The 18799-nt window shown below is 69.0% G+C and carries 27 protein-coding genes and 2 pseudogenes; 17 read left to right on the top strand and 12 right to left on the bottom strand.

What is annotated here, in order from left to right:
* Positions 1 to 80 precede the first annotated feature (80 nt).
* Positions 81 to 500, top strand: a complete 420-nt coding sequence (locus AC27IY_RS30020; protein ID WP_487179951.1) for a hypothetical protein — start codon at positions 81 to 83, stop codon at positions 498 to 500.
* Between the two features lie 32 nt (positions 501 to 532).
* On the opposite strand, the gene AC27IY_RS30015 is transcribed toward AC27IY_RS30020, so the two are convergent.
* Positions 533 to 1723 (bottom strand): CU044_5270 family protein, encoded by a 1191-nt coding sequence (locus AC27IY_RS30015; RefSeq protein WP_487179950.1) that lies wholly within the window; start codon positions 1721 to 1723, stop codon positions 533 to 535.
* Positions 1716 to 2282 (bottom strand): RNA polymerase sigma factor, encoded by a 567-nt coding sequence (locus AC27IY_RS30010; protein ID WP_487179949.1) that lies wholly within the window; start codon positions 2280 to 2282, stop codon positions 1716 to 1718. The genes AC27IY_RS30015 and AC27IY_RS30010 overlap by 8 nt, the downstream gene beginning before the upstream one ends.
* Positions 2283 to 2608: 326 nt before the next feature.
* Between AC27IY_RS30010 and AC27IY_RS30005 the strand changes: the two genes are divergently transcribed.
* Both AC27IY_RS30005 and AC27IY_RS30000 read left to right on the top strand, forming a co-directional pair.
* On the top strand, positions 2609 to 3178 hold the full coding sequence (locus AC27IY_RS30005; protein ID WP_487179948.1) for a helix-turn-helix domain-containing protein: 570 nt from the start codon (positions 2609 to 2611) through the stop codon (positions 3176 to 3178).
* 144 nt (positions 3179 to 3322) lie between these two features.
* Positions 3323 to 3985, top strand: a complete 663-nt coding sequence (locus AC27IY_RS30000; RefSeq protein ID WP_487179947.1) for a hypothetical protein — start codon at positions 3323 to 3325, stop codon at positions 3983 to 3985.
* Here AC27IY_RS30000 and AC27IY_RS29995 read toward each other — a convergent pair whose 3' ends face one another.
* Together AC27IY_RS29995 and AC27IY_RS29990 are read right to left on the bottom strand one after the other, a co-directional pair.
* The gene (locus AC27IY_RS29995) at positions 3986 to 4594 is read right to left on the bottom strand and encodes a DUF1707 SHOCT-like domain-containing protein (RefSeq protein ID WP_487179946.1); all 609 of its coding nucleotides are present in this window, start codon (positions 4592 to 4594) and stop codon (positions 3986 to 3988) included.
* A 21-nt stretch (positions 4595 to 4615) separates the two neighbouring features.
* Positions 4616 to 4804: pseudogene (locus AC27IY_RS29990) on the bottom strand (response regulator transcription factor); the annotation flags it as partial.
* A gap of 59 nt (positions 4805 to 4863) precedes the next feature.
* Here AC27IY_RS29990 and AC27IY_RS29985 point away from each other — a divergent pair.
* From AC27IY_RS29985 to AC27IY_RS29960, 6 genes and pseudogenes are all read left to right on the top strand, one after another.
* Positions 4864 to 5373 (top strand): annotated as a pseudogene (locus tag AC27IY_RS29985) (hypothetical protein); the annotation flags it as partial.
* Between the two features lie 141 nt (positions 5374 to 5514).
* On the top strand, positions 5515 to 6117 hold the full coding sequence (locus AC27IY_RS29980; protein WP_487179945.1) for a hypothetical protein: 603 nt from the start codon (positions 5515 to 5517) through the stop codon (positions 6115 to 6117).
* A 54-nt stretch (positions 6118 to 6171) separates the two neighbouring features.
* Positions 6172 to 6567, top strand: coding sequence for a hypothetical protein (locus AC27IY_RS29975; RefSeq protein ID WP_371251369.1), 396 nt, complete (start codon positions 6172 to 6174; stop codon positions 6565 to 6567).
* A 36-nt stretch (positions 6568 to 6603) separates the two neighbouring features.
* Complete coding sequence (locus AC27IY_RS29970; protein WP_487179944.1) at positions 6604 to 7707, top strand: hypothetical protein; 1104 nt, start codon at positions 6604 to 6606, stop codon at positions 7705 to 7707.
* A 115-nt stretch (positions 7708 to 7822) separates the two neighbouring features.
* The gene (locus tag AC27IY_RS29965) at positions 7823 to 8263 is read left to right on the top strand and encodes a MarR family winged helix-turn-helix transcriptional regulator (protein WP_449946978.1); all 441 of its coding nucleotides are present in this window, start codon (positions 7823 to 7825) and stop codon (positions 8261 to 8263) included.
* A 128-nt stretch (positions 8264 to 8391) separates the two neighbouring features.
* Positions 8392 to 8868 (top strand): hypothetical protein, encoded by a 477-nt coding sequence (locus AC27IY_RS29960; protein ID WP_423451296.1) that lies wholly within the window; start codon positions 8392 to 8394, stop codon positions 8866 to 8868.
* 37 nt (positions 8869 to 8905) lie between these two features.
* Here the strand turns inward: AC27IY_RS29960 and AC27IY_RS29955 are convergent, their stop codons facing one another.
* Positions 8906 to 9625: a MerR family transcriptional regulator gene (locus AC27IY_RS29955; RefSeq protein WP_449946976.1), complete on the bottom strand. Its 720-nt coding sequence runs from the start codon at positions 9623 to 9625 to the stop codon at positions 8906 to 8908.
* A 63-nt stretch (positions 9626 to 9688) separates the two neighbouring features.
* Between AC27IY_RS29955 and AC27IY_RS29950 the strand changes: the two genes are divergently transcribed.
* A complete protein-coding gene (locus AC27IY_RS29950; RefSeq protein WP_449946974.1) occupies positions 9689 to 10351 on the top strand; it encodes a hypothetical protein in 663 nt (220 codons plus the stop codon).
* A gap of 64 nt (positions 10352 to 10415) precedes the next feature.
* Here the strand turns inward: AC27IY_RS29950 and AC27IY_RS29945 are convergent, their stop codons facing one another.
* Both AC27IY_RS29945 and AC27IY_RS29940 read right to left on the bottom strand, forming a co-directional pair.
* Positions 10416 to 10967, bottom strand: a complete 552-nt coding sequence (locus AC27IY_RS29945) for a PIN domain-containing protein (protein WP_423451293.1) — start codon at positions 10965 to 10967, stop codon at positions 10416 to 10418.
* Entirely contained in the window at positions 10964 to 12058 is a 1095-nt protein-coding gene (locus AC27IY_RS29940) for a helix-turn-helix domain-containing protein (protein ID WP_423451292.1), read from the bottom strand. Before AC27IY_RS29940 ends, AC27IY_RS29945 begins: the two co-directional genes overlap by 4 nt.
* A gap of 180 nt (positions 12059 to 12238) precedes the next feature.
* Between AC27IY_RS29940 and AC27IY_RS29935 the strand changes: the two genes are divergently transcribed.
* Positions 12239 to 12616 carry a VOC family protein gene (locus AC27IY_RS29935; RefSeq protein WP_449946971.1) on the top strand — a complete coding sequence of 126 codons (378 nt, stop codon included), beginning with the start codon at positions 12239 to 12241 and terminating at the stop codon, positions 12614 to 12616.
* Between the two features lie 15 nt (positions 12617 to 12631).
* On the opposite strand, the gene cpt is transcribed toward AC27IY_RS29935, so the two are convergent.
* The 4 genes from cpt to AC27IY_RS29915 form a co-directional block, all read right to left on the bottom strand.
* Positions 12632 to 13165 (bottom strand): chloramphenicol phosphotransferase CPT, encoded by a 534-nt coding sequence (gene cpt, locus AC27IY_RS29930; RefSeq protein ID WP_364459129.1) that lies wholly within the window; start codon positions 13163 to 13165, stop codon positions 12632 to 12634.
* A 27-nt stretch (positions 13166 to 13192) separates the two neighbouring features.
* On the bottom strand, positions 13193 to 13873 hold the full coding sequence (locus tag AC27IY_RS29925) for an NADPH-dependent F420 reductase (protein ID WP_344208222.1): 681 nt from the start codon (positions 13871 to 13873) through the stop codon (positions 13193 to 13195).
* A gap of 10 nt (positions 13874 to 13883) precedes the next feature.
* Positions 13884 to 14141, bottom strand: a complete 258-nt coding sequence (locus AC27IY_RS29920; protein WP_487179943.1) for a cellulose binding domain-containing protein — start codon at positions 14139 to 14141, stop codon at positions 13884 to 13886.
* A gap of 135 nt (positions 14142 to 14276) precedes the next feature.
* Positions 14277 to 14495, bottom strand: coding sequence for a hypothetical protein (locus AC27IY_RS29915; protein ID WP_487179942.1), 219 nt, complete (start codon positions 14493 to 14495; stop codon positions 14277 to 14279).
* A gap of 125 nt (positions 14496 to 14620) precedes the next feature.
* Here AC27IY_RS29915 and AC27IY_RS29910 point away from each other — a divergent pair, with 125 nt between their 5' ends.
* Positions 14621 to 15040: a VOC family protein gene (locus AC27IY_RS29910; protein WP_344208221.1), complete on the top strand. Its 420-nt coding sequence runs from the start codon at positions 14621 to 14623 to the stop codon at positions 15038 to 15040.
* A 234-nt stretch (positions 15041 to 15274) separates the two neighbouring features.
* Here AC27IY_RS29910 and AC27IY_RS29905 read toward each other — a convergent pair whose 3' ends face one another.
* Positions 15275 to 15664, bottom strand: a complete 390-nt coding sequence (locus AC27IY_RS29905; protein WP_449946967.1) for a hypothetical protein — start codon at positions 15662 to 15664, stop codon at positions 15275 to 15277.
* Between the two features lie 175 nt (positions 15665 to 15839).
* Between AC27IY_RS29905 and AC27IY_RS29900 the strand changes: the two genes are divergently transcribed.
* The 5 genes from AC27IY_RS29900 to AC27IY_RS29880 all read left to right on the top strand — a co-directional run bounded on the left by AC27IY_RS29900 (position 15840) and on the right by AC27IY_RS29880 (position 18672).
* Positions 15840 to 16181, top strand: coding sequence for an MmcQ/YjbR family DNA-binding protein (locus AC27IY_RS29900; protein WP_371251551.1), 342 nt, complete (start codon positions 15840 to 15842; stop codon positions 16179 to 16181).
* Positions 16182 to 16227: 46 nt separating this feature from the next.
* The gene (locus AC27IY_RS29895; protein WP_487179941.1) at positions 16228 to 16641 is read left to right on the top strand and encodes a hypothetical protein; all 414 of its coding nucleotides are present in this window, start codon (positions 16228 to 16230) and stop codon (positions 16639 to 16641) included.
* A gap of 55 nt (positions 16642 to 16696) precedes the next feature.
* Entirely contained in the window at positions 16697 to 17608 is a 912-nt protein-coding gene (locus AC27IY_RS29890; RefSeq protein WP_344208217.1) for a DMT family transporter, read from the top strand.
* A gap of 16 nt (positions 17609 to 17624) precedes the next feature.
* A complete protein-coding gene (locus AC27IY_RS29885) occupies positions 17625 to 18245 on the top strand; it encodes a GntR family transcriptional regulator (protein WP_344209077.1) in 621 nt (206 codons plus the stop codon).
* Between the two features lie 76 nt (positions 18246 to 18321).
* Positions 18322 to 18672, top strand: coding sequence for a hypothetical protein (locus AC27IY_RS29880; RefSeq protein ID WP_364459163.1), 351 nt, complete (start codon positions 18322 to 18324; stop codon positions 18670 to 18672).
* The last annotated feature ends 127 nt before the right edge of the window (positions 18673 to 18799 follow it).

Below are 18799 nucleotides of genomic sequence, written 5' to 3'. Positions count from 1 at the left end.
ATGACAGATTCGGCGCGGCGTCGGCCTGCGTAATTTCGTCGGCACAGGGACGACAGCGTCCCGCACGAAAGGATCTGATCATGGCCGCTCACGCCACCGCGCCCACTACTGCCGCCGACTCCAACGCCGGGGCCAAGCTGCTGCGGTTCGCGCTCAAGCAGGACGCCATCGGGTCGGGCGCCAACGGCCTCGTCTTCCTGGCGGTCGCAGCGATCTTCGGCTCGATGTTCGGCCTGCCCGCCGGGTTCCTCGTGCCGGCCGGCGCGTTCCTGGTCGCCTTCGCCGCGACCCTCCTCCACCTTGCGGCGCGTCCGGTGGTGAACAGGGCGGCGGTGATCGCGGTGATGGTGGTCAACGTGGCCTGGGTGGCGGCCAGCGCGGAGATGCTGATCGCCGGATGGTACCCGCTGACCGGTCTGGGCACGGCCTTCGTGGTCGTCCAGGCGGCAGTGGTGGCGGGTTTCACCGGCCTGCAGTTCGCCGGGCTCCGCAAGGCCTGAGCGAGCTGCGGACTGTGAGACCTCCGGATATTTCAGCTCGGCGCCTCGTCGGTCCATTCGGCGACCTCATAAGTTTCGTACTCCGACACCTCGCCTGGCTCGTGAAAACGGTCTGGCTGACTCTCGGTCGTCAGGCGGCGGGGCTTGCCGTCGTCTCCCGGGGGGAGATCGCGGGAGCCGTGCGGCGGCGTCGCCACGAGATCGCGCATGGCCAGCAGTGTTCCGTTGTCAGGGTCGATGATCCACTGGCGTCGGTAGGTACCGAGCTGCTTGGGTGCGGTGAAGAGGCCGAGGGGGACGGTCGTCTCCAACGGCAGGGCAATCACCACTCCAGGACGGCCCAACGGGTCGGTCGTCCTGCTCTCGACCTTGACGCCGGGCAGGGTGGCGAGCATCCGGAACGCGGCCGCCCGTACTGCCGGCGGGACGAGCGCCTCGGCCAGCAAGGTGCCGGCCACATCACTCAGCGCTCGGACGCGCTTCTCACCGTGCAGGGCCCGCATCGGCTGCCTCGTGACGACCGGAGCGTACGCTTCCCAATTGCCTTTGAGATCCAGCAGCGCGTTCTCCAACTGTTCGGGCTGGGTCGGCAGCGCGGCCAGCTGTTGCGGTGTCATGCCGAAGAATCGTCGATCGTCCACCCTGCGGCACGGTTGCCTGCTTTTCGGAGTTTCGAAGAACAGGGTGCCCGGCCCGTCCGCGGTCGCCACCTGCACCTTCATGGGAGCTCCCGCTTTCCGCCATTTCTGCCTGTCGCGGGCGGTCCACGGGCGGGCAGGCAAGTTCTGGACGGCGAAGCATGACTTGCCGCGCTGATCGGTCCAGTCGTCGTACTGCATCCTCGACTCGACCTTGTAGTGGTCCGCCGCGTTCTCGCCGACCGCGTAGATCTTCCCGGCGATACGGGTGGTGTGCCAGTACTTGCCGGTCGGCCCTTCCTGAACGTTGGCGGCGGCCACCAGCAGGGCGTTGCCCGGGGCCTGAGGGCTTCCGTTCTCGCCGAGACGGACCGGCTGGTCCCGGTCCGACGTCAGAGAGACGGTGGCCAGGGTCGCCGCGACCAGTGCGGTCGTCGCCATCATGCTCATCATCGGAACTCTGAAGCTGCGGCGGGAACGTCGGGGAGGATCAGAGCGCCAGTTGGCACGCAGGGCGAGCTGGTCCGGGGCCTCCTCCTGGGCCAGCGTCGTCCGCATCTGCCGGAGTGCGTCGAGTTCATCCATCGTTGTTCTCCCCCGGGAGGGCTTTGCGGAGTTTCGTCCGAGCCCGGTGAATTTTGGCCTTGACGGTGCCGAGGGGCAGATCCAGAATCGCCGCGATCTCGGCGTACGACAGCTGGCCCCAGGCCAGCAACAGAATGGCGCTGCGATCCTGGGAGCTCAGTGCGGCGAGGGCCTTCGCCAGATGAAGGCCCTGCGCCGCGGCGGTCATACGATCGCTGACCAGCTCGGCGATGCCGTCCTCGGCCGGGTCCACGCCTGTTCGGGCGAACGCCCTGAACATACGGGTTTCCTGCCGATGGTGCTTGGCGATCAGATTGCTGGCGATGCCCCATAGCCACGCGGCGAATTCTGATCGCCCGTCGAACCGTCCCCGCTGCCGGAACGCGGTGGCGAACGCTTCTGCCACGATGTCATCGGCGAGAGTGCGTCCGAGGCGGCGTTTGATGTAGGCGTGAAGCCGCGGGGCGTGACGGTGGAACAGTTCGCCGAATGCCTCAGGATCTTCCGAAGAGGCGGCGACAAGTTCCGCATCGCCGAGCTTCTCCGTAGGCCGACTCACCACTCTGGCCGTAGCCACGGGGCGGTGTGTCGCTTCATGATCGGGTCCTCCGGGTCCAAGGTGCTTGCTGTACCCCCTCTATCCCGAAGGCCGCTCCCCGGTTGCAGGTTCCTTGGGCACACTGTGGCGGGGTAGGGCTGCGCTGGCGAAAGCTCGAGTCACGCCTGGCGCGGGCCCAGCGCGATCTTCCTCATCGACCTGTCGTCCCTTCTGCTCACCGGAGTGGCGAAGGGTAGTTGAGGAATCGCTTTGCGTGGTCGAATTCTGGCGATCGCCTGATCGGGGAGTTCTCTTGGCCATAGCATCGTTGCTATGGTCTGGGTAGCGTGGAACTGGAACCGGAAGTTCGGGAGTGGCTGGAGAAGCTGTCGGCGGAGTCGTTCGCGCGGGCGGCCTTCTCCATAGATCTGCTGGCAGCGGAAGGCCCGTTACTGGGAGAAGCGTACACGCGACAGCTCGATGGCAAGCTGCGCGAGCTGCGGTTCTACCTTGATGACCTGACAATGCGAGTCAGCTACTGGATCACTTCGGATCGGCGGATCATCCTCCTGACGGTTTTCCACAAAACGCGAATGAGGGAAGATCGAGAAGTGGCGATGACCGAGCGGACCGATTGGGCTGATCTCCGTGACCGACGACTGTCCGAGCCCGGGGCGGCCGAGGCTTACGATGCGGCTCGTCTCGCCTTCGAACTCGGTAGGGCAGTACGACAGATGCGGGAATCTCGCGGGTGGAGCCAGAGTGAGCTGGCTCGCGCGGCTGACATGACGCAGTCGGCAGTGGCTCGTTTTGAAGGAGGAGGCACCGTGCCGACGCTGCCGGTCCTCGAGCGACTGGCCAAGGCTCTGGACGCCGATCTGGAGGTGCGGATCAACCCGCGTGCTCCCGTAGCCTGAGCCTGATGACCGCGCCTCACAGCGCGCGTAGTGAGAGTGAGGCGGAGGCTCTGGCCGGGAGTCTCACTCCCGACGATCGCCAAATGATCCGTACCGCTGAGCTTGCGCGGTACTGGCGGCCCTCGCGGAGGGGAACGGGGACCGATGGTGGTGGAATCGGAGGCCGAACGATCTGCATCAGGGCGCCATCAGCTGCCCGCTCAGGCGGGCGCGCTCGGCGCGGAGGGTGAGCAGGTCTGGGCGGTGACCGGGGAGCACAGCGGGCAGCCGGTGGCGATGCGCTGGGAGCAGGCGGGGTGGCGCCTGATCGGGGTGCCCGTGCTCGAGACGCCGGACCACGAGGTGTCGGGCAGCGTGCTCCGGGACGTCGCCGTGATCGGTCCCGATGACGTCTGGGTCGTGGGCGGGGTCTCGTGGCTGATGGAGCACGAGTACGACGACGAGGGCGAGCCGCTGGAAAGGGGCCGCCCGGTGGCTCTGCACTGGAACGGGAGGTCGTGGACCTGCCACTGGGGTCCGCTGGGGTCGAGCGCGGGGCGTCCTGCTGGGCGGATGACCAGGTTCGGCCAGGCGGAGCCCGATGGCAGGGGCGGCCTGTGGGTGCTCGGCCGGGGCGACCTGCTCTGGCATCTGTCCGACGGGCGCTGGACCCGGCACCGGGTGCCCGCGCCGGCGGGGTACGCGGCGAAGGTCAGCTCTCTGGCCCGGCGGCCCGGTACGAGCCAGGTCTACGCCGTGGGCTCGGTGACCTCGGAGGAGGAGGACGCCTTCGAGGTCTCCCACGTCGCCCTCTGGCGGGCAGGCTGATCAGCGCTTGCGCCGGTGGCGTGGCTTGCTGCTCACCCCGCCGAACAGTGCCAGGCCCTTCACCACCAGCACCGGCACCGACGGATCGACGTCCGCGCTGCCGTGTACGTCGAAGCCGCCGAAGATCCCGATGCCCTCGCTGCGCACCTCCATCCCCTCGGGCACGATGATCTCGGCCCCGCCGAAGATCGCGTTGATTCTGATCTCGATCTCCCTCGCCTCGAACTCGGCATCGGTCAGGTCGAGCCGCACGCCACCGAAGAGGGCCAGCCCCGTGGTCCGGCGCCGTACGCGCCAGCGACCCTTGCGCTCGCTGCCGCCGAAGACGGCGATGACGTTCTCGGGCGCGGACTCCGTGGCCGGCGGGTTGGAGACCAGGCTGGGGGCCACCGGGTGGCGCTGGTCGGCCTGGAGGTCATGGGTGAGGAGCTGGAGCTCTCCCATGGTCTTGGCCAGGTAGACCTTGTCCAGGCGTTCGGAGTACTCCTCGTGGCTCAGCTGGCCGGTGCTCATGGCTTCGCCGAGCACGGCGGCGATCTGCTCCCGGTTGCTGTCCGAGGCGCGGAGGTGTGACGGCTGAGGGTCCCTGGGCGAGGGGAGGTTTTCCATAGCAGTCACGATAGTACGCGTTCAGGGTCGGTTGAGGTAGAGGAGGACGGCCGGGACGCGGCGGTGGTCCTCCTCCGAGTTCGCCAGGCCGAGCTTGGCGAGGATCGAGCTGACATGGGTCTCCACCGTCCGGTCGGTCAGCCAGAGGCGCCGGGCGATGCCGACGTTCGTACGGCCCTCCGCCATCAGCGCCAGCACCTCGCGCTCCCGCGCGCTGAGCGACGCAAGAGGGTCGCCGGTCCGGCGGAAGCGACAGCAGCGGCGCGGAGACGCTGGCCCTGGCCGCGGCCCACCCCGGCCTGTACCGCCTCGCCACCGTCGCCGCGATGCTGGCGAGCATGCTCATGGTCCCGGCGGCTCTCGGCGTCAAGCGGCTCGTGGCGGACCGGAGTCCGGGACTCGGCTTCGTCGGCGCGGTGCTGACGGCCGCTGGATACATCTGCTGCTTCGGGATCGCCCTCAGCGGGATCACCGACGTCGCCATGGCCGAGCACGGCGGCCCCGTCCAGGACTACGCGATCGTCCTCGACAACAGCCAGAGCGACGCCTCGACGCTGTGGGTGTTCCTCCTCTTCGTGCTGGGCAACCTGGTCGGCACGCTGCTGCTCGGCCTGGCCCTCCTCCGCAGCCGCAGGGTCCCGCTCTGGACGGCCGCGGTCCTCGCCTGGCCTCCGCTCCACGTGACCGGACTGGTGGTGGGCAGCGAGTGGTTCGAGGTCGCGGGCGCCGCCCTGCAGGCGGTCGGCCTGACGGCCACCGGCTCCCGCCTCCTGCGGTGACCTTCCGGCGGGGGCCGGGCGTCTCGGAGACCCCTGTGAGCGGAGCCTGCGTCCGTGAGGCCTGCCCAGGGGTCCCGTTGGTTCCGGTGAGCCGCTGCTTCACAGGGAGCCCAGCCGAGGTGCTGTCGCTAGGCTGCGATCGTGATCAGCCGAGACGGGGAGCTCCTGGGCATGCGGGCCGCACACAGATTGGCCGAACTGGGCTGCTGTGAGATCGAGCCGGGATTGAGCGAGGCGGAGTTCGACCGCGTCGAGCGCGACTTCGGCTTCGAGTTCGCTGATGATCACAGGGCGTTCCTCGCAGCCGGACTGCCCGTGAGGGAGGAACCACAACCCGGGGCCACTTGGGAACACCCATGGCCGGACTGGCGCGGCGGTGACCCTGACCGCCTACGCGACCAACTCACCTGGCCCGTCGAGGGGATTCTGTTCGATGTCGAGCACAGCGCCTTCTGGCATGGCACCTGGGGCGACCGACCCGATGACCTGACAGCGGCGCTCGCTGCGGCGCGCAACCGACTGCACCTTGTGCCGACCCTCATCCCGGTCTACGGACACCGGTATCTGCCCGCAGGCCGCGGTACGTACGGGCATCCGGTGTTGTCGGTCTACCAAACGGACATCATCTTCTATGGCACCGATCTGGCGGACTACATCACGACCGAGTTCAGCGGAACAGACCGGTCGATAAGCGAAGACTGGATCGCGCCACCGCTGGTTCCCTTTTGGGGAGACCTCCTGTGAGGCCGTGTGGGGCAGGTCGTCGTACGTGGGCGGGGCCTCAACTAGGGTTTTCCCATGCCCCCCGGCAAGGCTTTCCTCGTTCTGGTGTGCGCCGCCTTGACACTGTCCGGTTGTGCGACCTCCTCCTGGGAGGACATTGGCAGCGCGAAGCTGTCGGCGGACGAGCGTACGTTGACGGTTGATTTGATATTCGGCGCTCCCGAGGGATCCTCGAGGCTTTGTGAGAGGGTGACGGACACGGAACTGGACGAGTCCTCCTCACAAGTGGCCATCGGGGTCCTGGTGGAGAAGGACTGCCCCCGGCAATGGCCCTGGGAGGAGCCCGTCTTCACCAACCTGATCGGCTACCGGCATCCGGTGAAGTTCACCCTGAAGCGATCCCTCGCTGGAAGAACCGTCATCAACAGCACCGACGGTCAGCGTGTGTGGATCTATCCGGAGGAGAGCTAGTCAGGAAACCGCAGGCTCCCCGAACTGGAAGCCACCATGGACGTTTCACTCAGCGCCTACGAACGCGCCCAGCACCTGTTCCCCGATCACGGCTGCCTGACCTGGATCAGAACCGGTACGTCCGACGAGGCGTTCGCCGGCCTGGTACGTGGTTTCGGCGGCGACCCGGCCACCGCCCATCCCGCCACCTGGGAGGACGCCGAAGGCGAAGCCTACGACGACCTGGCCGAGGACGCCGACGGCATCATGCTGGCCGCTCGGCACGGAGCGTGGACGGTCGCAATGGAGCTCTTCAACGCGCGGGGCATGAGCCTGCGGACGCTGCGCGACCTGGCGGCCGGCGGCGAGGCCTACAGCGTGGGGTGGACCGTGAACGGCCTGGCGAGCGTCACCTACGTGGCCAGGGGTGAGTTGGTCGCCACCTTCGAGCCCGGCGACCTGGCAGGCGTCGCCCCCGCGTCCGGCCGTGACTGGCTGGCCGGGCTCCCGGTGTCGGAGGAGCAGTGGCGGCGGCACTGGTTCGGCGCGGCGCTGGCCGTCGGGGAGGAGCTGTCCGGCGCGCGCGTGGACGGCTCCTGGCTGTGGCGGGAACACCTGTGCGTCCAGTTGCACCCGCTCCCGCCCCGCCCCGTGACGCCCGCGGACCTGCTGGACGCGGACATGCGGGCGGTCGCCGACCGCGATCCGCGCATCGGGGCGATCGCCGCCGACCCGACCCCCGCCCAGCTGCCGGAGATCATCCTTGTCGCCGCCGAACTGGCCGTCGCCACCACCGGCCTGGAGGGCCCGTCGATCGAGGAGGCCATGCGCTTCATCGCCGCCGGCGACCGCGGCGACACGGCCCAGGAGACCCGCACCCGCCTCTTCCGCCTGCGCGACCGGTACCGCGCCGAAGCCCGCGGCGTTCCCGGCGCGAGCCCGGGGCACGACACCGAGCACGGCCGCCTGCTGCTGAAGGAACGGGCCGTGCAGGCGCTGATCTACGCGCTGCGGCCCGGCGCCGACCTCGCCGAGGTCGCGCGAGAGACCGTCGAGGCCGCCGGAGAGACCCATCTCCGCGAGGACAACGGCGACCGCGAGCGGGAACGCATCCTGAGCGTCGTCACCTACTACCTGCGCACCGGGATGAGCCCGTGGTGACCGGTCCCGAGTAGGTGGCGTTCGTCGGTACTCCAGCCACACTTGTCGAGTCCTGAGGACTCGTCGGCCTTCCCAGAGCTCGCGGGGCGGGGCGGGCGTACGGGAGACTGGGCAGGTGACCGACGACCGTCCCGACGCGCCCGTGAGCAGCCCTTCCATCATCCTGCTCACGCTGGCCCGCCGGATCGAGACCGAGCTCAATGCCGCGCTCTCCCCGCTCGACCTCACGGTGAGCAGGCTGGGGCTGCTCGGACACATCGCCGGTGTGCCGGGCGTCTCGTTCAGCGATCTGGCGCGCATGTCCGGGACCACGGTTCAGAGCGTTCACGCGGCCGTCAAGACGCTGGCCGGAGCCGGGCTGGTGCGCGACAACACCGCCCGGGCCGGCTCGGCGTCCGCGATCGAGGTGACACCGGAGGGCGCGCGGCTCCTCAACGCGGCGAAGGAGGCGGTGAGCGGTGTCGACGAGCGGCTGTTCGGCCCGGACGCGGACCCGATCCAGCGGCAGATCGCCGACGCCGCCCGCGCCGCCTTCTCCGGCGGCGACCCCGCCTGATTCCTGGGCCGGTCGCGGCCCGCCCCTGGTCCGAATCCAGGCCTGGCCCGAGGCTGCCCGCACGACCTTCAAGGAGCCTGAAGGATGCGGTAGGCTTCAGGCTGCCTGAAGGTCGGGGAGGAGAGCTTGTGGAAGCGCTTTTGTTGTCGGTGCACGTGCTGGCGGGCATCGTGTTCGTCGGGGGTTCGGCCGTCGCGGCCAGTCTGTTCCCCCGTTACGCGCCCATCGCGGCCGGAGTTCCCGCCGGAGGCGTGCCTGAGGCCGCGTCGCCTCAGGTCGAGCCGGACCGCAATCGGGCCGTGGCTCTGGCGATGCACCGCATCACCCGCGGCTACAGCCTCTTCGGCATCGTCGTACCCGTCGTCGGCGTCGTGCTGGCCCTGGTCCAGGGACGGATGGGCGAGATCTGGGTCAATGTCTCGATGCTCCTGACCGCCGCCGCGGGCGGTCTGCTCGCCCTGCAGATCTACCCCCGGCAGCGGGCCGCGCTGGCCGAGCCTGGCGACGCCGGGTCTCTGCGCAGGCTGTCCATGCTCGCCGGGATCTACAACCTGCTCTGGGCCGCCGTCGTCGTCCTGATGATCGTCCGCCCGGGTGCTGACTGAGCGCGGGTCCGTCGAGGAGGCGTTCGGGCCAGAGCGCTCAGGACGGTGAGCGCCGACGTACGGATACCTCAAGGACCACGGCGTGGGCGCCGTCGGCGTCGACGAGATGTTCTTCCACCGTAGGGCCGGTGATGGCGAGGTGGTGGCGGCGCAGCCAGCCGAACAGGTCCCGCCCGGCCCGGACCACGTCCGTCGAGGGCGGGACGACGGCCCGTACGGCGGCGCGCGCGGGCAGGGTGAGCTGCTCGCCGCCGTCGCGATCGGTGCTCACCGCCGCCGTGAACCCGCCGGTCGGCTCCCCGCGCAGCCAGGTCAGCAGGGTCGCCGGCGGCGCCGGGCACAGCGCGGCCAGCTCGGACGGGTGGTCGAGACGCACGCGGCGTACGCGCAGGCGGCGCGAGCCCAGCGTGGTTTCCTGGGGCAGGATCGACATCGGCGTGGTCAGGCGGTCCTCGGCATGAGCCGCGGCGGCGGTGAGGGCGGCGATGTCGTGCCTGATGTTCGTCACGATCTCGGCCAGGGCCTGTCGCAGCTGCGCCTCGGGCGCGTCCAGCAGGTCGGCGATCTGGCGTAACGGCAGGCCGAGGCGCTGCAGGCCGCGGATGCGTTCCAATCGCGACAGCTCGGCCACGCCATAGCGGCGGTAGCCGGTGGATCCGTCTACGGCGGCGGGCGGCAGGAGTCCGATCTTGTCGTAGTGGCGCAGGGTTCGTTCGGACACGCCGACCATGCGCGCCAGTTGCCCGATCCGCCACATCCCTGGCTCCTCTCCGCGGCAGGTTGACTTTGTCCCTGCGGCAAGGTCCTACCGTCACCGTCCATGACCGATGCGAACCCTCGGAACCGGCTCACCGGTGTCCTGCTGTTGACCTCGTTGGTCGCCATGATCGCCGGTGCGGCCATCGTGGTGCCATCGGGGTTGACCCTGAATTCGGCCGACCCCGGCGCCGCGCTGGCCGCCGTGGGCGAGCAGCCCGGGCTGCACCTGACCGAGCTGGCCTTCGACGTACTGGGCTGGCTGGCGCTGACCGCGGCCGGGCTCGTGATGTCCGCCCGCTCCGCCCGGGCACCGGAACCGCACCTGGTGACGCTGGCCGGCGGGCTGCTGGCCGCCGCCGGGCTGGCCGGTCTGCTTCACGACGCGGGGAACCTGGCGCTGACCCAGCTGGCCGCCCGCCCCACCGCCCCGGCGGTCGCCACCGTGGCCTGGGCGGTGCTGCTCACCGCCAAATGGGCGGTCAACCTGGCCGGACTGCTGTGGGTCGCCGCCACCGCCGCGGCGGCGGCCGGCCTCCCGATGCCGGCCGGACTCCGCGTCGCCGGTGCGGCCGCCGCGCTCTCGGGCGCGGCCGCGGTCGTCCTTCCGTGGACGACCGGGACGGGCGGGCCGACGGCGGCGCTGGAGCAGCTCGGGTACGCACTCCACCTGCCGGTCATGATCTGGTACGGGGTGCTGGGCGGGCGCTACCTGCGTCACCGGTGATCGGCGACTCACCCGGTTGGAGGAAGCCGCGGTCAATTTGCGGATGATCGGTCGAAGGGACGGCCTAGAGAAGTTTGCGGTCTCTGGCCCAGCCGGGGAGCTCAGGTCCTGTGCAGGGAAGGCGCATTCCGGAGGCGCGTAGGTCGTCCACGTGGCTGCAAATCTCGGCCAGAGTCATTTTCCCGAGTCTGTGCAGCCGGGTCAGCAACCATATGGTGCCGTGGATCTCGAGTCCGTTCGCCCGGCCGACCTTCGTCGCGTCTCGGTCATCCGTGAGTGCGACCAACCCATGTACCTGGGCCGCGGCGAAGATGCTGGCTTCTCCCTTGTCGTAATCGTCGCTGGTGCCGAGCAGTTGGCTCCACGTCTCGAAGGCGATGAGCTCTTCGACCGAATCCTGAGGTTGGATTTGCAGCCATTCAAGTTCCGTGAGGCGGCGCAACAAAGGACACTCGTCCGAGTATTTGCCCAGCTCGTCGACAACGATAAGAGTCGTGGACATTTCCGTGACGCATGCTCCTAGAACATCGAGCCGGTCGGCCTTGGCGAAGTGAAGGAGCACCATGGTGTCGGTCACGAGCGGAGGCAGAGGGCCGGCAGGCTTCGGTTCGATCACGGGCACTCATCCGTCTCAGCTGTCGGAGGCAGGTCCGTCTCGCTTTTGAGTTGTCCGTGCATGAGTTCCAGAGCGCGATGACTGGTGATCCGACCGTTCTTGTACGCCGTCATCACCGCATGGGCGAAGGCCGGAGGTACGCGGATCTCGGCCAAATCCGGCTGTGGCGTCCAGCCCAGGGAATCCCTGAACTCTGCGAAGGTCGGTGGACAGATCCGCAGGTCCTTCTCTTCGTTCTGGTTGATGGCATCGGCGACTCTTGCCTGTCGGAGTGCGAGACTCCAGGACGTCCGGTACTCCGCTGCCAGACGGACCAACCCCGCTCTGGTGAGGGTCGTCGATGCCGCAGCAGACCGGATAGCCTCAACTGGCAAGAGAAGCTCAGCGGCGAAGGCGTCTATCACGGCTTCACGAGCTTCGCGGGAGGTGCCTACTCCCAGATCGGTGGAGTATTCATCGCCCAGGATCAGGTGTCCGAGTTCGTGGGCGGCAGTGGTTCGCCGCCGTCCGGGATCACCGCTTATGGAGACGACAGCGGCAGCCACGTCACCATCTGTCGCCGAAGCGCCTTCTCCTGAGAGATCGGTCACCAGGACGAACTGACCACACCGTTCGCAAAGGCCGGCGAGCGATTCGATGGGCGCGAGTCCCAAATTCAGCTCAGCTCTCAGCCACCGGGCCGCATTTGCAGCTGCCGTCGGTCCGTCGACCCTGCCGCTGTATCGCTTGATGGGGATGAGTTCCAGTGTCCCGAGAGAAACCAGGAGCCGGATCTCCCGAATCCAGGCCGCGAGAGCGGCATCCATGCGATAGGACACCTGTGCGGCAGATGACGCCGTGTCCTCAGTGAGAGGCGGACGGTGGGACATCACGATTGGAGGCGCGTTGAGGAAATGACCCAATGGAAGGTCGAGTGCTCGGGCCAGTCGTACGAGTTCCAGAGCGTCGAGACGCCTTGTGCCGGCCTCGATCTTGCTGATCATGGTCCTGTCGAGACCGGTCAGCTCGGCCAGCTGCTCCTGGGAGAACCGCATGGCCAGTCGAGACTCACGAACTCGCGCCCCGATGTCGGCCCAATCCAGGGTGCTCATGGTGCGATGATCGCACATTCGCTGGTTGGGTGACCACTGGCGCACTCCTCAGTGCGACTTCTTTACCCTGCCACCACCGCGATATTTGGTACGAAGCGTTCAATTAATGGGTACTGCGGGCGGGGTGCTGACCCGCGAGCAGAGCGATGATTTTCGGGGCGGAAGTCGGTCTAAGAGGGCATGAGTACTCAGCCGAGCACGTACGCCATCCAGCCCATCCTGTGCACCGCCGACCTTGAGCGGTCGAAGTCCTTCTACGCCGAGCTGTTCGGCGCGGAGGAGCACATGCGGGTGCCGGGCGACGACGGGCCGTTCTCCGTGGAGCTCCGCTTCGGCGACGTCCGTCTGGGGCTGCTCGCCTACATGCCGGGGGTCGAGGTTCCGCCGGGCCGGGTCATCGTGGCGGTGTTCGTGCCCGACGTCGACAAGCTGCTGCCGCTGGTGGAGCCGGCCGGCGGGAAGGTGCGGGGTCCGGCCAACGACATGCCGTGGGGCCACCGGGTCGCCCACATCACCGATCCGGACGGGAACCTGATCAACCTCACCCAGCAGCTCTGAGCAGGTCCTGCCAGGTCACGCGAGGTGGGCGGCGACGGCTCGGGCGCAGTCCAGCGGGTCCATCAGAGAGGTGTCGATCTCCAGGTCGTACGACACGCCCTCGTGGACCGTCGTCGCCTGGGACGCGGCCATGCCCGCAGGGCGGTCGCCGCGGGCCGCCTCGCGGGCCGCGGCGACCGCCGGGTCGCAGCGTACGCCGACGAACAGCACGCCGAGCCCGGCGAGGGCCTGCCGCCACCGCTCCTGGGAGTCCGGGCCGCCGATGAACACGTCGTCCACGACGACCCGGGCGCCCGCGCGGGCCATCGCGGCGATGCCCGCCGTCCACGCGCCGTCGATGATCTTGAACTCCGGTCCGACGACCACGCTGCCGTCGGGGGCGAAAGAGACGCCCGCGTCGGAGTCCCGCAGGGCGGGGGGCAGCGCCTCGACCATGGTGTCGACCGAGAAGAAGAGCCACGGGTCCGGCAGGACCGTCTGAAGGGACCGCGCGATCGTGGTCTTGCCCGAGCTGGAGCCGCCGTTGAGAACGATCACCTGAATGGTCATCGCGCCATCGTACGGGCTGCTGGGGTCTCAGCGGCCGGCGGCGGCGAGGCCGGATCGGATGGTCTCGGCGGAGGCCGGCACGCCGGGCGACTCCCAGAAGTCGGCGGCGTCACCCGCGTACGGGCCGCCGTAGACGGGGGTGCCCGGCTGGAACCGCCGGCCCTCCGCCAGGGCCCCCGCGTCCACGGCGTCGTAGCCGATCGCGTCGAGGAACGCGGCCGCCTCCTCCTTGGCCGCCGCGTCGTCGCCGGCGATCGCCAGGGCGCTGCGGTCGGCGGCCCCGGCGGGCCGGGCCAGCGCCCCGAGGTGCCGGAAGAAGATGTTGTTGAAGACCTTGACCACCCGCGACTCCGGCAGGTGCCGCTGGAGCAGCTCGCTCGACGTGGTCGAGTCGTCGTCGAGCTCGGGGAAGTGCCCGTCGCGCTCCGGGTAGTAGTTGTTGGTGTCGAGGACGGTCTTGCCGGCGAGCGGCTCCACCGGCACCTCGCGGTACGCCTTCAGCGGGATGCTCACCACCACCAGGTCGCCGGCCGCCGCGGCCTCGGCCGCCGTGGCCGCCCGCGCCTTCGGGCCGAGCTCCCCGACGAGGTCGCCCAACGTCTCGGGGCCGCGTGAATTGCTGAGCACCACGTCGTATCCGGCCGCGACGGCGAGCCGGGCGACGGTGCCGCCGATGTGTCCGCTGCCGATGAAAGCGATAGTCGTCATGCTTGCTCTATCACCGGGAGAAGCCTTGGCATTCCCGGTGACAGGGCAGGCGGGGGTCAGGAGCAGGTGTAGCCGGAGGGATGGGCGGTGTCGCCGTTCGGCCGGGTGGTCTGGAAGCCGAAATGGTGGCGGCCCCTGGGGCGAGGGCGCCGTTGTGGGCGGCGTTCCGCACCGTGACGGTCCGGCCGGAGACGGTGACGGCGCCGTTCCACCAGCCGGTCAGGGTGTGGCCGGCGGGCAGGGTGAAGGTGACCGTCCAGCCGGTCATGGCCGAGGCGCCGGTGTCGGTGAACCCGCCAGCACGGCGACCGCCGGGCGGAGCCTGGAGCGACCCGAGTAGATGACCACCGTGCTCTCCTTCTGGGTGGACCGATGGTCAGTGTGGGAAGCGGTACGAAATGTGTCAATGATTGTCTGAAATATTTCGGAACGCACGAGGCCGGCCTGGCCGGTTCTGGGACTGGTCGATGAAAGTTTCCTCGTCCATACTGAGGTCAGCGGGCAGGCAGAGGACGACCGCCGCCCGACCGAAACTTTCGAGAGCCACATCTGGCTGGAAATAGGCGGCCATATTGGTCAGGACATATCGACGTGTGTTCACGGCCGCCAGTATTTGCTTCATCGGGCGGCTTCCGTGGCAATTTTCTTCGTCATTCCCGTGAACGCCGTGTTAAGCCGCCATTTTCACGCCGCGCAGGTGGACAGGGTGAATAAGGAAGACGATATTGGGAGCAAGGAGGTTCATTCATGGAGGCACGCCTGGACCATCTCGTCTGCTGGGTCGCCGACCCGGCCGCCTCGCTGCGCTTCTACGAGCGGGTGGTCGGATTGCCCGGGGTCCGGGCCGAGGAGTTCCGAGAAGGCAGGGCGGGGTTCCCGAGCGTCCGGGTCGCGTCCGAGACGATCCTCGACCTCATGCCGTACGAGAGCGCCAGAGGCGTGGACGAGGGCACCGGGGTGCGGGGCACGGCGGGGCACCCGCTCAACCACTTCTGCCTGGCCGTGAATCGCGATGATTTCGACGCGCTCCAGGTGCGGCTCAAACAGAACGAGGTCGAGGTCACCGGGACCGGAACGAACTCGTTCGGCGCGCGCGGAATCGCGCCCGAGACGATTTATTTCGCCGACCCCGACGGCAATGTCATCGAGGTCCGATATTACGAGTGAACCTTTTCGACCTGATCGCGCTGGTCAGCAGGACCGGCGGCGCCTGGACCCGCTCCGGCAAGCGGGAATTTCGGGCCGGATATGACCGGCACCCGATCTCGCCCGCCGGACTCCGACAACGGGGAGAGCCTCCCCGGCCCTGCGCGGGCCGGGGAGGCAGGCGGGGAAACCCTCTCGATCCGGGGCCACCGTCCCACGGGGAGGGTCACTCAGGTGGACCCGCTCGGTCGACTGTCAGCACTTCAGCGTGAGCATGCAATAGAGACCCCGTGCGTGCTTGCCGACGTACCTCTTGACCGTCGGGTGGTTCCTGAAGTGGTTCCAGCCCTTCTTCGCGATCTTTTCGAGCTGGTTCCACAGCCACATGCCGCCGGCCTTCATGATGCCCTGGCAGATCAGCCACTTCTTCAAGTTGCTCTTGAACCTCTTGCAAGGGTTGGGCTTGCCCTGGACGGCCGCCGTCAGGGCGACGGTCTCCACCGAGGCGGTGGTGTGCCCGAACGTCGACTGCGCCGCCGCGGCGCGTAGGGCGGGGCCGGCCGGGGCGGCCTGGGCGAGGGCGGGGACCGCGAGAATCCCGATGGTGGTCAGGATCGCCACCACCAGCGTCTTGAGGGATCGCATCCGTTGTTCTCCTTTCCTTCGGAAGGCCCGTGAGATCACGAGAGGAAGGTAGGAGCGATCATGTTGAGGGTCTGTTGAGGCCCGGTTGAGCCGCCCCGGTTCGCCGGCCGCCGGAGTTGTCGGCGGGCTCTGGTAGACAGGCGGCATGGCTGTGAGCGTCGATGAGTTCCTGCAGATGCTGGACGAGCTGCCCGGGGTCAAGTTGAGCCACGGCGGCGAGTGGATCGGCGTCAAGGTGCGCGACAAGGGCTTCGGCTACCTGTGGGAGAAGACCGAGACGGTCGGGCTCAAGGCCACCGTCGAGGAGCAGCTCGCGCTGGTGGCCGAGCGGCCCGAGGTGTTCGAGGTGCAGTTCACCGCGGGGCGTTTCGGGTGGGTGGTCGTGCATCTCGACCGCATCGACGCCGACGAGCTGTTCGAGCTCGTGACCGAGGCGTGGTGCCTGACCGCGTCCCAGCAGATGGTGGCCGACTTCCTGGCGACCCACCCCATCGGGCAACGGGTGCAGTCCGGGTGATCTCCGCCGGTCGCGGGGGAAGGGGCTGCTGATCTACCCTTTTCTGGTGGACAGCGAGAGTCTGGCCGCGGCCGGCCTCCTGGCGGCGCTGAGCCGGACGGTGGAGATCTTCGCCGACTTACGGCACCCCTTCGTCCGGCACGAGCACATCTCCACCTTCTTCCCGCCCGCCGGCGTCCGCGTCGGCATCGCCTTCGTGCTGCCCGACGGCCGCGAGGTGCGCTTCGAGGTCTCCGTAGCAGCCGACGGCGACGTCTTCCACGTCGAGGGCTCGATCACCGCCGATGGCTCGATGACCTCCGATGGCTCGATCACCGCCGACAGCGAGACGCTGCTCGACCTGCCGCGCAAGACCCTGCCCGACGTCGGGGCCGCGCTCGACGCGCTCGACGACTACGCGGGCGACGTCGCCGAGGCCGCGAACCGCACGATCGACCGGCTGTTGGAGGAGATCGCCTGAACCTCGTTCCATGATTCATTGGACTTCATTGTCTGATTGTCTGACAATGTAGGACATGAGGAACGGACCTTTCGCCGTGGTCGCCGCCGCCGTGCTCTGGGGGACGGCGGGCACCGCGGGCCTGCTCGTCTCGGCCGACAGCGTCGCGCTCGCCGCCGCCAGGCTCGTCGTCGGCGGCGCGGCCCTGGCCCTGATGGCCGGGTCCGGGATGCGGCGGGTGCTGAGCCCGGGGCTGCTGCTCGGGGCCGTGGCGGTGGCGGCGTACCAGCTCTGTTTCTTCGCCGCCGTGGCGCGGACGGGCGTCGCGATCGGCACCGTGGTGGCGATCGGCAGCGGGCCCGTCTTCACGGGGCTGCTGTCCTGGCTGCTGCACAGGCGGCGGCCGAGCCGCCGCTGGGCGACGGCCACGGCCGCGGCGATCTGCGGCTGCGCGGCCCTGATAGTGGGCGGAGGAGTCTCGGCGGGCGGGCCGGCCTCCGGGCAGGTGGTGTCCGGGGTGCTGTTCGCGCTGCTCGGCGGCCTGCTCTACGCCTTCTACGCGGTCATGGCGGCCCGCGCCATCGGCGACGGCGGCGAGTCGAACGCGGTCATGGGCGTCATGTTCGGCGGTGCGGCGCTCATCATGCTGCCGGTGCTCGTCGTCCACGGCGGCGTCGGCTGGGAGCCGCGCGGCCTGCTCGCGGTGCTCTACCTGGGCCTGGGGACGACGGCGCTGTCCTACTTCCTGTACGGGCGGGGGCTGCGCAGCACGCCGGTCGCCACGGCGGCCACACTCGCCCTCGCCGAGCCCGCCGTGGCCGCGCTGCTCGGGGTGGTGGTGCTCGGCGAGCGCCTCGCGCCGGTGTCGGTCGCCGGGCTCGTGCTGCTCGCGTTCAGCCTGGCCGCGGTGGCGATCCCCGAGAGGGCGGCGCGGCCCGAGGTCCGCGTACCGGCGGAAGTGGGAGCCCCAGGCGTGGGGGAGCGTTAGAGTCGCAGGCGTGACGATGCCCCTCAAACCCGTCTCCACCGTGGGGGCGCTCGCCGACGCCCTGCGCAGCAGGGTGCTCTCGGGTGAGATCGCGCCCGGCACCCCGCTCCCCGAGCAGGAACTGGCCGCCTCCTACGGGGTCGCGCGGCCCACCGTCCGCGAGGCGCTGGCCGTCCTGGTGCACGAGGGGCTGCTAAGACGGGAGCGCAACCGCAGCGCCTACGTCCCCGAGGTGACGCTCGCGGACCTCGACGACCTCATGTACGTACGCCGCCCGCTGGAGGACCTGATGGCGCGGGCGATGGCCGGCCGGCGGGTGCCCGCGGCGGAGGCCGCGCTGCGGCGGATGGCGGCGCTGCCCGCCGAGGCGCTCTGGTCGGAGAGCGTGGCCGAGCACATGGCGCTGCACGAGGCGCTGATCGAGGCCGTCGGCAGCCCGCGGCTCGAACGGCTCTACGGCGTGCTGGCGGCCGAGACCCGGCTCGGGCTGGTCCGCCTGCGCGAGGTGTACGAGGACCGGGACGTGCTCGTCCGCGAGCACCAAGCCCTGCTGGACGCCATCGCCGGCGGCACCGCCGAGGAGGCGAGGGCGGCGGTGGCCGCGCACCTCAGCCACTCCTGGGGCGGCGGCGCCTGACGCCGGGAAATCGCTCCATGCGCCAATGCGCGCGAACCCTTGCGGGACGGCCATGGAACTCGCAAGAATCGCGGCCATGCACGGCAATCCGATGCCGGACTCTTACGTGTATGTCACGGAAGAGGGCGTCACCCGTCACTACGCGGACGGGAGCGTCGAGGCCCTCGCGTGGGAGGACGTCGTCGAGGTTCGTGTCGTCACCGAGCCCGGTGAGGACGTCCTTTTCGTTTTGCTCGATCGCGACGGCGAGGGTTGTGTCGTGCCCCGCTCCGCCACGGATGCGACGTTTCTCGCCCGCCTGCGCTATTTGCCGGATTTCGACCTCGACCGGCTGACGCTCGCGGCCGACTCCGCACGCGACGGGGTCGTGGTGGTGTGGCGCAGCCCGGATCCGCCGTCGGCGCTGCCCGACCTCGAATACGACTAGCGCGCTCACTAAACCGGCCATCTGCCGAAATGTAGCCGTAAACCTCCTAAATCCCTCTTGTGGACCGCTGCACCAAATGGAGCGTTCCGTCAACCCCTCGGCGTCCCCATCAAACGTCCGATTGTGG

It is taken from the genome of Nonomuraea sp. B208 (assembly GCF_057536035.1).
This window is presented reverse-complemented; position numbering and strand designations above follow the sequence as displayed.